The following is a 13,792-nucleotide window of genomic DNA, read 5'->3' as shown; positions in this document are numbered from 1 at the left end:
CCGGTGGGAAGGGGATGAAGACTCTCAAAGCGGAAGGAAAACTTAAAGCTTTCTGGCTGATTGAAATAAAATTAGAAACGTTGCAAAGCAAGGTTTGTGCTTAGATGGCCTTCCCACCGGGAAGGTCGGGATGGGCCGCCCGAACCAAAAAATAAATAACGAAGCCAAACGAAACATGAACATACCCTACAAGCCCGAATTGCCAAAAACAGTGCAGCCCATCGTCATCATTGGCGCCGGTGGCATTGTGGGCGACGCACATTTGCCCGCTTATCGAAAAGCCGGGTTTACCGTGTTTGGCATTACCAATCGCACAAAAGAAAGAGCGCAAAAATTAGCCGCGCAATTTTCCATTCCGCAGGTTTTCGATACCGTTGCCGATGCCGTTGCAGCCGCGCCTTCAAACGCAGTGTATGACCTTACCATCATGCCCGAACAGTTTGTAGAAACGCTTGAGCAATTGCCCGATGGCAGTGCCGTGTTGATTCAAAAACCAATGGGCGATAACCTGGCGCAGGCGCAGCAGATTTTGGAAGTCTGCCGCAAAAAAAACCTTGTTGCCGCCATCAATTTTCAATTACGCTTTGCACCTTTTGTCAGTGCAGCCCGTTATCTAATCGAAAACAATTTCATCGGCGAATTGTACGACGTGGAAGTTCGCGTTACCATCAACACGCCCTGGGAAATTTTCCCGCACGTAATGGTACATCCGCGGCTGGAGATTCTTTACCATAGCGTTCATTACATTGACCTGATTCGCTCGTTTTTGGGCAATCCAAAAACGGTAATGGCAAAGACTTACAAACATCCCGCAAAGCCGCTTTCCTCTTCGCGTTCAACGATTGTAATGGACTACGGCGATACGCTTCGTGCCGTCATCAATACCAATCACGATCACGATTTTGGCGCACGGCACCAGGAAAGCTTTATCAAGTGGGAAGGAACAAAAGGCGCTGTCAAAGCCAAAATGGGATTGTTGATGGATTATCCGCGAGGCGTGCCTGATGTGTTTGAATACTGTTTGCTTGACGAAGGCAAGGAATGGAAAACAGTTTCGCTTGAAGGTTCATGGTTTCCCGAAGCTTTCGTGGGCACGATGGCAAGCCTGATGCGCTATAAAGAAGGATCATCTTCGAAATTGCTGACAAGTGTGGAAGACGTAATCAATACAATGGCCGTAGTAGAAGCGGCATACAATTCCAGCGAACAAGGCGGTGTGCCGATTTCAAGGTTGCAGGATTCAGGCAAGACGTCATTCATAACTCATAACTCATAATTCATCATTCTCTCCATGTATTTCAAATCCATTTTTTTTGAAGATTACGAATTGGGTTCAAAGCGTGTAACGCTTGGCCGGACAATCACTGAAACAGACTTCGTGGTCCATGCCGGCCATACCGGTGATTTCTTTCCGCACCACATGGACGAAGAATGGTGCAAAACGCAGCCCTTTAAAAAACGCATCGCCCACGGCACCATGATTTTCAGCATCGGCATCGGCTTAACGGCTTCCGAAATCAATCCCGAAGCTTTTTCAAAAGGCTATGATCGCTTGCGTTTTGTAAAGCCTGTCCACATCGGCGATACCATTCATTCGGAAATCACCATCAGCGAAAAAAGCGAGGCAAAAAAACCCGAATACGGTTCGGTAACGGAGCATGTTGAAGTCATTAACCAGCATGGCGAAGTCGTGCTGGTTTGTGACCATTTGCTCCTGGCCAAGAGAAAGACAACTACTGCGTAAAAAGCGTTCTTCATTCATACCATTCAAACAGAAAAAAACATTATGGCACAACTGCCGATTGAAACCGTTTCGCAAGCAGTAACAAATTCATCCAACGGTAACGCGACGAACAAAAAGCTTTACCTGATTCCTTTCATTTTGGTTATCTCGCTTTTCTTTTTGTGGGGCATGGTGCACAATCTCGATTCCATTTTAATTCCGCACTTAAAGAAAGCTTGCGAATTAAACAACCGCCAATCAACCCTGATTGACACGGCTGTTTATTTGGCTTATTTTCTTATGGCCATTCCCGCGGGGATGTTGGTGAAAAAATGGGGCTACAAGAAGGGCATCATTGGTGGCTTGTGCGTGGCTGCGGCTGGCGCCTTGTTGTTTTATCCTGCCGCTAATGCCAGAAGTTTTGAACTCTTTCTTTTTGCCTTGTTTATTATTGGTTGCGGCATTGCAACATTGGAAACCGCCGCCAACCCTTACGCGGCGGTATTAGGTCCACAGGAAAGTGCGGGCATTCGCTTGAACCTTGCGGCGGCCTTCAACGGTTCGGCTGCATTTGTTGCGGCTATCGTTGGGAGAACGTTTATTCTTTCCGGCATTGAAAAGACAAAAAATGAATTGGCAAGCATGTCGCCGGAAGCAAAACTTGCTTACTTAAATACGGAATCATCGGCAGTGAAGATTCCTTACCTCGTGCTTGCCGGTGGCTTTGTTTTGGTGGCTGTTCTTTTCAGCCTTTTTCATTTCCCTGAAGTAAAGTCCGAATCAAAAAGTGCGAAGCTTTCGCAGTTTGCAAAAGCCTTTCGTCACAAGCATCTGACGTGGGCGGTGATTGCACAATTCTTTTACGTGGGCGCACAGGTTTGCATTACTTCGTTCTTTATTCGCATGGCAAAACAAGGCGGCGGTATTGACGAAAAAGCAGCTGCTGCCTTCCTTGGTGTTTACGGTTTTTTGTTCATGGGCGGACGGTTCATCGGCACGTTCTTCTTGAAATTTATAAAGCAACAAAAGCTGTTGCTTATTTACGCTGTCATCTGCACAGCGCTCTGCGCCACGGCCATTTTAATTGACGGAAAGCTGGCTGTGTATGCCTTGTGCGGTCTGGGTTTCTTCGTGTCCATCATGTTCCCCACCATTTTTTCTTTGGGCATTGTTGACCTGGGCGAAGACACGAAGATTGGTTCGTCGCTGCTGATTATGTCCATCATTGGCGGCGCCATTTTCCCCTACATCATGGGAACCATTATTGATTTAAGCGGCGATAAAATACAACCTGGTTACATCGTGCCGCTGCTTTGCTTTTTGGTGATTATTTATTTTTCGCTGAAAGGTTACAAGCCACGAGAACACGAAAAGCCTGTGGTATTGAGTTGATATTTTATGAACCAAGAGCCAGCGCTACTTTTGAGCTTTCGTTGCGTCGCACTCTTGTACAGTTGGTAATTCTATTGAGCAAAGAGAACCACGAAGGCACAAAGACTCGAAGCAACACGAAGCAAATCCTTTGTGCACCTTGGTGCCATCGCGTCTTTGTGGTTCAAAATTTCTCGCATGAAAAAATTCATCCTCTTCCTGGCTCTCTCATTCTGCATCACCTCTTCGTTTGCACAAACTGATTTACGCAAGGTTTTTCAATCGCCACCCGATGCCGCAAAGCCCTGGGTATTTTGGTATTGGCTGAACGGCGCTGTTTCTGCTGAAGGCATCACCGCCGATTTGGAAGCAATGAAAAGAGGCGGCGTTGCCGGTGCTTATCTCATGCCGATTAAAGACACAACGTCTCCGTCCATTTATCCTAATCCTGCACGACAACTTTCCCCGCAATGGTGGAAGATGATAAAGTTTGCGATGAGCGAAAGCAAACGTTTAGGATTGAAATTGGCCTTTCACGTAAGCGACGGTTTTGCCTTGGCCGGCGGGCCTTGGATTACACCGGAGAACTCCATGCAAAAAGTGGTGTGGTCACAAGTGAATCTTCAAGGCGGAAAAGTTTTTTCAGACACGCTGCCCAAACCTAAGGCACTTGAAAATTATTACGAAGACATTGCCGTATTTGCGTTTCCCTCTTTGCCCGGCACAGGAGTTTCAACAAGAACAGTCAAGCCAAAAATCACCACCAGCACCGGCGTTGATGCGCAATTTTTGGCTGAGCCTAATAACACAAAATCATTTTCCAGCGACGACTCCTGCTGGATTCAATACAGCTTTGAAAAACCCTTTACCCTTCGTTCCCTCGTGGTAAAAAACTGGCTCTACGGCCGCAGTGCTTACATCACCAATCATCTGATTATTGAAACAAGTGACGACGGAAAGAACTTTCATTTTTATACACGCCTCGAAGCGCCTCGTCACGGCTGGCAGGATTGGGACAGCGATTACACGCATGCAATCCCTGAAGTCACGAGCCGCTATTTCCGTTTTGTTTACAGCAAGCGTGGCATCGAACCCGGTGCGGAAGATTTGGATGCGGCTAAGTGGAAAGCTTCGCTGAACATTAAAGGACTTGGGCTTTCATCAGAGCCACGCATTCATCAATACGAAGGCAAGAACGGCGAGGTGTGGCGGGTGAGCAAGCGCACAACCGATACCCAACTATCATCACAAGATTTTGTGTCGTTGAAGAACATCATTGACATCACAAAATACTTGGACAAGGCCGGTAAGCTTACCTGGAATGTTCCCGCCGGTAATTGGACAATCATTCGCATTGGTCACACGTCAACCGGACATAGAAACGAAACTGGCGGTGGCGGCAAAGGATTGGAGTGCGACAAGTTCAGTCCCGATGCCGTAACGCTTCAATTCAACAACTGGTTTGGTGAGATTATGAAGCAGGGCGGTGCCACGGCCAAAGAAGTCGTGAAGATTTTTCATGTGGACAGTTGGGAATGCGGCAGCCAAAACTGGTCGAAAAATTTCAGGGAAGAATTTAAAAAGCGGCGAGGCTATGACCTTTATGCTTACCTGCCCGTGATGGCTGGCATCCCCGTAGAAAGCAACAAGGTTTCCGAAGGCGTTTTGTACGATGTGCGGCGCACCATATCCGATTTGCTGAACGATAAGTTTTACGGCACGCTGCAAACATTGGCACACAAAGCCGGCATGCAGTTCAGTGCGGAAAGCGTGGCGCCAACGATGCTGAGCGACGGCATGCAACACTACGCAAAAGTTGATTTGCCCATGGGTGAATTCTGGTTGCGCAGTCCAACGCACGACAAGCCGAACGACATGCTGGACGCCATCAGCGGGGCGCATGTGTACGGCAAGAACATCATTCAAGCAGAAGCCTTTACCGAAATACGACAGGCCTTTGATGAACATCCCGGCATGTTGAAAGCGCTGGCTGATCGGAATTTTGCGCTGGGCATTAACCGCCTCGTGTTTCATGTGTTCATGCACAATCCCTGGTTAGCCAAAAAGCCCGGCGTGACGCTGGATGCAATTGGCCTGTTGTTTCAGCGTGACCAAACTTGGTGGCCGAGAGTGAGTGTGTGGACGGATTACATCAAACGTTGCCAGGGCCTGTTGCAAATGGGCAAGCCAGTAACGGACATTGCGGTGTTCACCGGTGAAGAATATCCCCGCCGTTCCCTGTTGCCCGAACGACTGGTGCCAACGCTACCCGGCTTGTTTGGCAAAGAAGCGGCGGAGCGTGAAGCGAAGCGTTTGGCCAACGAAGGCGTGCCCACACGCAAGCCGGAAAACGGTGTGACTTACGTTGCCAATACAAGCGATGCGCAACTATGGAACGACCCGTTGCGTGGTTATGCTTATGATTCGTACAATCCCGATGCGCTGTTGAATTTATCGAGTGTGAGAGGGAATAATATTTCATTGAGCACCGGCGCTAACTACAAATTGTTGGTGGTACCGGATGTGCACAAGATGCTGCCCGATAGCGGCTCGTTGTCGGTGGAAGCGGCGAAGAAGATTGTGGCATTGGCGAAAGATGGTGCAACGGTGTTGTTGGCGAATGAAGGCAAGATAACGTTTGGATTGAAAGACGACAAGAGTGAATTGCAAAAGGTCTTTGCCTCTTTTTCTGCCAACAGCACGAACGGTTCAACGCATGTAGTTGGAAAAGGAAAAGTCATTACCGGTGTGTTTAACCAAAAGTCGTTGGAAGGATTAAGCATTGCGCCGGATTTTATGGCAACAACGGACAATGGCAATCGTGCGGATAGCCTGGTGTGGACGCACCGTGCGGGAAAAGACTTCGATATTTATTTTGTTTCGAACCAGGCGGCTGCGGCAAGAGACCTTACTCTTTCACTGCGGGTGGCGGGCAAGGTGCCCCAGTTGTGGAATGCGGTTGACGGAAGTATAACCACAGCAAGCGAATGGACGATGAGCGAAGGCAGAACGGAATTGCCGGTTCATTTGGAAGGCTACGGTTCCGTGTTTGTAGTGTTGCAACAACCGACAAAGAAGGCAGCAAAAGCACCGGCGAGTGAAAGAAAGGTGGTTGCAACCATTACCTCACCGTGGACGGTAAACTTTGACCCAGCGCTTGGCGGACCGGCGAAACCCTTGACCTGGCCAACGTTGATGGACTGGAGCAGGAGCGAAGATTCTGCCGTGCGGTATTATTCCGGCGCGGCGGTTTACCAAAATACATTTAGCTGGAAGCCGGGGAAAAGGGCTGCGCATGTTTGGCTGAACCTTGGCGAGGTAGCGAACATGGCAACAGTTTGGGTGAACGACAAGCTTTGCGGAACGATTTGGACGGCGCCTTACCGCCTGCCCATAACAAACGCCTTGAAACCCGGCGTAAACAAGATAAAGATTGAAGTGATCAACACCTGGGCCAACCGGATGATTGGTGATGCAAGACTGCCGGTTGAAAGGCGAATCAGCAGCACGGTTTATCCCTTTAAGATGGAAGGGAAGGTTTTGTTGCGGGCGGGGTTGTTAGGGCCGGTGAGGGTAGAGAGTTTTTACAAATAACATTAATGCCTTGTAAATGCATGTCACTTTCCAGAGTCCAATATTACTTTTATCAAACTCATAATAAGCACTACTTAATCTTTCCGGCCCCTATTGTGTCTTTGGCATAACAGTCTACCATTTTCAACTGTAGTCGGCCCATTATTTGACCATTTGATAATGTGGTCTGCATCGGCATCCTTAAAGTTTGTGAAGATTTCAGCGCATCTTACATCCTTATCGTCTTTGAATTCACATTGGTGCTTTGCTTTTTCCCAAATGGCTATTTTTTGTTCAACAGAAAAATTTCTTCGGTCTCTGTCTTTTGGCATCGCTGTCGGTATTTCTTTCAGGAAAAAGCTGAGTAAAATTTCATGTCGTTGCTTTATTCTGTTTTGAGCATAACCAGCGTTGCTTAGTGCAGCAGTAAAATTGATGAATGGATATTCATCTGGGTTTTCTACACGAAGTCTTTCAAAGTTTGCCAGCAATGATGGAAAATTTACGTGCGAAGGCAAATCGTACTCTTCATGTAATTCTTTCCAAGCTTTAAATACAGATAAAATAAAAAAAGCAGACCTTAACTGCGGTGCCAAAACGTCCTGCTGGTTTATCTTTCTCGTGAAATCCTTTTTAAACCTATTTAATAAGCTTCTTACTTTGTTTTTGTCGGTCTCAGTTAATCCCTTGACCTTGTCTCTATACATTATTTCGAGGCTACTCCAATGTTTGTCTTGATTAGGGTAAAGGACTTCATGGACTAAAACATCAGCAATATTTCTATGAGCTTTTCTCACATTCCTTACATTTTTCGCTAAGGATTTAAACAGTGAGTGTTGTGGTACTGGTTCTTCTTCTGTTTCGTCATCCGAGCTAACTGACGTGGATGTTAATTCAGTAATGAAATCACAAAGCTTACCACCCAATGCTGCTCGAACTTCCGTTTTCGTCAAGCTTTTGCCTCCTTGCAACATGACGAAAATATCCATAGCGGTTTCTTCGTCGATATTCTCATATTGAATAATATTGAGTTCATAATCTTCGAATAAATCCTTTTCCTTGGAGGTAACAGCGATAAACCCTTTTTCCAAATCACCATTATGTAGTTTATATTTTTTGTTTCTGAAAGTTTCATTGACTTTTGGCAAATTCGGAATTGCAACATTTCCATTAAAAAATTCTTTGATTGCAGTTAATCGTTGCCGACCGTCTATCGGAACTCGTACGCCATCGGGTTTTTGCCAGAGAATTATTACACCAATTGGGTAACCCATTAAGATACTATAAGCAAGTAAACCCATTTCTACTTCGTTCCAAACAATTTGCCTTTGCCAAGCAGGGACATCGTCATCATCTACGGAAACCACCGTTGCCTTTTCTAAATCACGGTTAGCATTTATTTTGTTCATTAGATTTTTAATACTCCTGAATCCAGTACTCTTAGGTTCTAAAGCCATATTGTAATAAGTTTAAAATTTTTGCCCACAGAAGGACTTTGCGCAGTTTGGAAAATACATAATCACAACAGAGAATTAATTCCGAATTTATAAATTAAGGTTCATTGTTCATACTGCTTGATGGAGGACCTCAGGTTTAAGTTAGCTTTGTTGTTTGCACTTTGTCGGCGAAACAAACTCACGACCAACGGCATTAGCGCTTTGACAGATACTTTCGGTCAAGTTTTAAGCTTATCAAGTCTTTGCTGTGCCTTCTCCAAAATGTCGTGACTGAATAAAATACGGTACTTTTCTTTGAGTATGATGCTTTCGATTGTCAAATCAAGTCTGTTGACGTCGTATAGCTTGATAAAACCGGAATGTAGCTTCTCTGTACCCTCTTTGATAAGTCTATTTGCTGCTCCAATTGCACCGTATCGGTAAATCTGATTTAGAATTATATGCTTGTCAACTTTTGCTCCAGCTTTCAACGTTAAGTCAATTGACTGAATTAACTCATCATGCAACTCGTTCTCAAGTCGTAAAAATTCTTCTTCTTTTGTCTCAGCCGTTAAGTTATCGCTAACCATTAGTTTTTGCTTGTCGTAGTTCGTAACAATCTTTCTGAGGTTTTCAAACCTGATGCTGAATTGTTTAGTCAATTGTGGCTCGTCACTTTGGATAATAAATTCATGATTAAAAAACTCGGCTGAATTTGTCCAGTTGTAAGAACCAGCAATAAGTTTAGTGTTATCAAACAAGGCGAATTTGTCGTGTAAGAACTTGCCACTCCGTGTCTGTAAAATGTGAATTTGACCACCTTTCTCTATAAACTGCGTAAAACTTAATCTTTGGTTTTCGTGATGGTCACTAATGATAATTTCAACTTTGCAGCCGTATTCAATCCTGTCTATTAGTTTGCCAAGCAAGTCTTTACTAGTAAACCAAGCGACTGAGACTAAAATTGAGTCCTTGGATAGGTCAATATTCTGCTGAATTTTTTTACGAATGTCGCTGAACGATGCTGCAATCATAATATTGATACCTACACTAAGATATGTGCAAGTACACCCTCTAAAAAATTCATTTCATGAACAATCATAGCAAATTCATTCTTCGAAATCACCTATTTGACTATAAATTTTATTGCTCAATGCCGATATAAACCCACAAGTGTGCGACGCAACAGACGCTCAATAGTAGCAATGTAGCTCAGTACATAAAAATCTTATCGGCTCACCGGCATCCACACCGTCATTTCTGCGTGGCCACGATTGCCCCAGGCGAAATAAGGAATAAGCCGGACAGGCGCAGACGGTGCAGGCTTTTGCGAAACTTCTTTGTACAACTTATCGTTCCAACTGCCGTCGTCAATCAACCGTGCGGAGGTTTTTAAACTCATAATGTTTGCACCGTCAATGGTTATCGGTTCGGTGGTAAACTTCGCCGTCACCGGCAAGCCAAATTGGAAAGGGTTTTTGCCCGCCGGAACATCCGCCGACTCGAGGCAATAGACAACCGGCCCACGCTTCACGGCCACCTGCGCCCGTGTTTCTTCCACCAGCGGGTTGGACTCAATCAGCTTTGCTTCCATCGGCAAAAAGAGTTTGACCACATCGCCTTTCTTCCACGCATGTTTCAATTGCACATAGGCTCCGGCTTCCACCGCTTTTGCATACGGCGTTCCGTTCACACGGATGGTGGCGCCGCCGGCCCAGGCCGGGATGCGCAAAAAAAGCGAAGCGGTTGCGGGCATCTGTTCAACGGTAAACGTAACGGCGCCTTCCCAGGGATAAGCCGTTGTTTGCGTCAGGCGAATGGAGTTGTTCTTCCACGTTGTTTGCAGGCGATTGCCGCCGTAAAGATTGACGTACAATCCTTCGTCGGACAGGCTGTACATATAATCGCTTACTTCGGCCACGGTGCGTACCACGTTGGGCGGACAGCAATCGGACAAAGCAATGTAGGGCACACGGTCCTTCGACCAGCGTTGCTGAAAGGGCATGTCGTCGGAGTAGGCGAGGGGATTTGTGTAAAGAAACTTTGTTCCGTTTAAGCTGATGCCGGAAAGAATGCTGTTGTACAAAGCCGTTTCCAGCACGTCGGCATATTTTGCATCGCCGGTGATTTGCAGCATGCGCCAGTTCCAAAGCAGGTTGCCGATGTTTGCGCAGGTTTCGTTGTGCGCCGTGAGGTTTGGCAATTGGTACTTGCGGCCGTAAGCCTGGTGCAGCTTCTCCACGTCGTTGGGGTTGTACGAAGTACCGTCGTTGGAAACGCCGTCGTACAAAGCGCCGCAGCCTCCGGTGATGTACATCTTGTGGTTCACCACATCGTCCCACATGCGATAGAGTGTTGAGAGCAACAAGGTGTCGCCGTTCTCGGCATAGAGATCAGCAGCGCCGGCAAACAAATAATTTGCTCTCACCGCATGGCCCTGCACTTCCTGCATGTCACGAAAGCGGTAGCGGTCGGAGTTGTCGTCGGAGCCAACGGACACACCACGAACGTCAATGAACTTTTTAGCGAGGCTTTCGTAGCGCTTGTCGCCGGTGGTGCGGTACATTTCCACAAGGCCCATGTAATGCGAAGGGCAGATGGCGTTGCGGGCTGTTTCGGCGCTGGCCGTATCGTAAAAGCGGTAGAGATAATCGGATGCTTTTTTGGCGATGTCGAGCAGGGAGGTTTTGCCCGTTGCACGGTAATGCACGCAGGCGGCCGTCATCAGGTGACCGATGTTGTAGGCTTCAAAACTGAGGCGGCTTTCGAATTGTTTTTTATCGCCGGTTTTCTTTTGCTCGATGACGTTCTTGGTGTAAATGTAGCCGTCGCTGCGTTGCGACTTGCCGATGACGTCAATGGCTTTGTCCATGGCTTCGTCAAGGCGTTTGTCTTTGGTAGTGGCATACAAAGCGGCAACGGCTTCGAGTGTTTTGTAGTAATCGCCGTCGTGAAAGGATGGGCCTTTGTGCGAGCCGGTATCAAGGCCTGCGGCAATTTTGAAATTTTCAAACGCATGCGAGATGTTTGGGTCGTTGTAGATGCGCCACATGTTCGGCACCATCGAGTCTTTGCACACCTTGAAGCGTTCGGCCCAAAAGCCGGTGGTCCATTGCACATCGTTCATGTTCACGCTGTACAATTTTGCGAAGGAACTTTTGGAGGTGTTGGTTAAGCTTTTGTCCTGCGCAAAAGCATTGCTGGAAAGGAGTGAGGCAAAAACGATAGCGGCACAAATCTTTTTCATCGTTTATTATTAAAGTAGGATAATGATGTCTTTCTTTCGTGTTTCAGGTAAAACAATTAAGGATTCAATCTTGCCATTTTTGAGAACGCCTTCGACTGTTGTCTGGTACGGTGCGTGAAGTTTGAAGTGCACGTTCCAATCTTTTGGCCATGCAGGAAAAAGATAAATCTTTTTACCGTCCACTTGCATGAGCATTTCCTGCAAGCCAATCATGCCGCTGCCGCCCCAGTTGTGGTCGGGTGTCCAGTCGAAACCGGGACCATAGAATGCAGGAAAACGCCTACCAGAATTTTGCAGCTTGAGCGTTGTTAGCCTTGCTGCGTCTCTTGTTAAGCCTAGTCTTGCGGCAAAGATGTTGTCCTGCTTCCAGCCTTTAGCACTTTTGAATTTGATCACATTGCTGTCAAGCAAAAATGTATTCTTCGCAATGTCTAAATCAGGTTTGCCAACACCATAAATGCCCCAAGGGAAAACAGGATAAAGCTGCGGCGATTCTTCGTTGTTGATGCGTTCCCAATGCAGGGCCGCCGCAATGGTTTTCTTGCCGTTGAATTCAGCAAAAGAAATGGGAGGGATGCGGCGCAAAAAACTATCTAAATGATTCCGTTCTTGTGCGGATAAATATTGCGAAGGCAGTTCGAGTAATCTTGTTGTAATGGTTTTCAACGCAGCGATGGTTGACGTAGAATTGTACGCCATCTTAAAGGTCTCCGCACCGCTGCCGGGATAAAGAACGAGTTGTCCTCTTCCATCGAGTGCTTTAGCGCCTCTTTGCTTAGCGAGGTATTGATAATGCTCGTCAAAAAAACGCAGGCAGCTTTCGATAAAAGGTACATAAGATGAAATGTCTTTGCCCGTGTAACGTTCCTCTTCCAGCATCATCAGGCAAAACTCAAAAACCGTATCCCACAAGTATTCAAGCCAGGCATTGTATTGAAGGCCTTTGTCAAAATTCGCCGGACGTTTTGCGCCGTATTCGGCCATGTTGGGCAGGCCGAAATTTTCCATTTGCTCGGTGAAACAAGCGCCACCATGACCCCAATAAAACTTGCTGCGCAGTTCCGCATTTTTCAGAATGCGGAGGTAAAAATCAAACTGTGGTTTGAGCAGATCAAAGTCGCCACTTTTGATCATTGGAAAATAAACGAGTCGTTGATTTTGCGCCGTGTGCACGCCGCCGCCCCAGTTGCGGAAATCAGGCGTGTAAGAATAAGTTGTATCTACGAACGATGGATCGTAAGTAAAGAGTCCGCCGTTGAATTTCGTAGGCGAAGTGCCAAACGCATTGCAGCCAAGCATGTAACGCATCAACTGGTAGTTTCGTCCAACTTGCCAGGCTGCGGCCGTGTCATTTTTATCCGAATTGATGAAGATGTAGCTGCGATCCCAAAAGTTCTTCCACCAAGTTCTTGTTTCCTGTTGCGTATGCTTCGCTGCATTTGCTTCATGAATAATTTTCTCCAAGCCGTCTTTCCATGACTGTAAGGTCGCAGATTGGTCTGTATGCAAATACACAGCAATGCTTTGCGAACGGAAAGATTTTTTGCTTTTTAGCTTCCAGCCTTTGTAATCGGTATTTACGTATCTGCCTTCTGTTTCGCCAGCCGGTTGCAGGTTGTCGCCTTCAATGCGGCCGCCAAAAGTTAGGTCTTTCAATGGGTTGAAAAGTTGATCTTTCACCGAATCCAACCCTTCGTATTTTACCGTCATGTCGAAGACGGTAAATGGATTGTTGCGGTGATAAAAATCCACGCCGTTTCCTTCAAAGCTTATTTCGTCTTTGAATGTTTTGGCATCGGCAGGCGGCATCCATTTGTAGGAGTTTGCATTATTGGCTCGTCCAACCAGCGGCCGGTCTTTGTATCGCCAGTTCTCGTAAACAACTTCCGATGTTAATGCCTGATCGCTTTTAATGTCTACGTGTATCACCGGACGAAAAACATCTACCCAAATAGAAACATTTGTTGTTATTTTTCCATTGCTTGCCTTGATGGTTATGTTTCCATCTTTCAAATTCAATTGCTGCTGAAAACTCGTTCCTTCAAACGGGTTTGGCGAAAGCTTGATCCGAACTCGTCCCGGTTTCAACAAAGCGTTGGCCTCGTCAAACATTCCACTTCGCTGCATGTAAAAAAGAAGCTCGCCGTTTTCAACCCAAACGTTCAAACCAATATCGCCGCCGCCACAAGGCATGGACTCGCTGCTGTTCTTGCTTTGCGTTGTCCACGTGATGTTGCAATTGTTCAGCTCTTTTGGTTGCGCGGTTGCCTTAAAGAAAAGAGGCAAGAATAAAAGGAGGCAAAAAATTATTTTGATGTTCTTGTTCATGCTTGCCGGTTGCGTGTTTAACTTGAAGATACAGGCAAAGCTTTGGGTGCGGAACAAATCACGCAGGACAAAATTCCTGCGTACCGTTTTCCGTTTGGCAACAGCAAAAATCGC

General features: G+C 46.5%; 8 protein-coding genes. 4 read left to right on the top strand and 4 right to left on the bottom strand.

All coding sequences use genetic code 11. From position 1 onward, the window contains the following. Positions 1–175: 175 nt before the first annotated feature. From FSB75_RS07030 to FSB75_RS07015, 4 genes are all read left to right on the top strand, one after another. The gene (locus tag FSB75_RS07030) at positions 176–1,276 is read left to right on the top strand and encodes a Gfo/Idh/MocA family protein (protein WP_146784776.1); all 1,101 of its coding nucleotides are present in this window, start codon (positions 176–178) and stop codon (positions 1,274–1,276) included. A 15-nt stretch (positions 1,277–1,291) separates the two neighbouring features. After that, positions 1,292–1,744, top strand: coding sequence for a MaoC/PaaZ C-terminal domain-containing protein (locus FSB75_RS07025; RefSeq protein ID WP_146784773.1), 453 nt, complete (start codon positions 1,292–1,294; stop codon positions 1,742–1,744). A 42-nt stretch (positions 1,745–1,786) separates the two neighbouring features. Beyond that, positions 1,787–3,115 (top strand): L-fucose:H+ symporter permease, encoded by a 1,329-nt coding sequence (gene fucP, locus FSB75_RS07020; protein ID WP_146784770.1) that lies wholly within the window; start codon positions 1,787–1,789, stop codon positions 3,113–3,115. Between the two features lie 177 nt (positions 3,116–3,292). Then, the gene (locus FSB75_RS07015; RefSeq protein ID WP_146784767.1) at positions 3,293–6,688 is read left to right on the top strand and encodes a glycosyl hydrolase; all 3,396 of its coding nucleotides are present in this window, start codon (positions 3,293–3,295) and stop codon (positions 6,686–6,688) included. 74 nt (positions 6,689–6,762) lie between these two features. On the opposite strand, the gene FSB75_RS07010 is transcribed toward FSB75_RS07015, so the two are convergent. From FSB75_RS07010 to FSB75_RS06995, 4 genes are all read right to left on the bottom strand, one after another. After that, complete coding sequence (locus tag FSB75_RS07010; RefSeq protein WP_146784764.1) at positions 6,763–8,124, bottom strand: GmrSD restriction endonuclease domain-containing protein; 1,362 nt, start codon at positions 8,122–8,124, stop codon at positions 6,763–6,765. Between the two features lie 218 nt (positions 8,125–8,342). Continuing rightward, on the bottom strand, positions 8,343–9,137 hold the full coding sequence (locus FSB75_RS07005) for a phospholipase D-like domain-containing protein (RefSeq protein WP_146784760.1): 795 nt from the start codon (positions 9,135–9,137) through the stop codon (positions 8,343–8,345). Between the two features lie 194 nt (positions 9,138–9,331). After that, the gene (locus tag FSB75_RS07000) at positions 9,332–11,350 is read right to left on the bottom strand and encodes an aceric acid hydrolase (RefSeq protein ID WP_146784757.1); all 2,019 of its coding nucleotides are present in this window, start codon (positions 11,348–11,350) and stop codon (positions 9,332–9,334) included. Between the two features lie 9 nt (positions 11,351–11,359). Next, positions 11,360–13,678: a DUF5703 domain-containing protein gene (locus FSB75_RS06995; protein WP_146784754.1), complete on the bottom strand. Its 2,319-nt coding sequence runs from the start codon at positions 13,676–13,678 to the stop codon at positions 11,360–11,362. Between the last annotated feature and the right edge of the window lie 114 nt (positions 13,679–13,792).

It is taken from the genome of Flavisolibacter ginsenosidimutans (assembly GCF_007970805.1).
GTDB classification, from domain to species: Bacteria; Bacteroidota; Bacteroidia; order Chitinophagales; family Chitinophagaceae; genus Flavisolibacter; species Flavisolibacter ginsenosidimutans.
The sequence above is the reverse complement of the archived record's forward strand: the minus strand, read 5'-3'. Positions and strand labels throughout refer to the sequence as shown.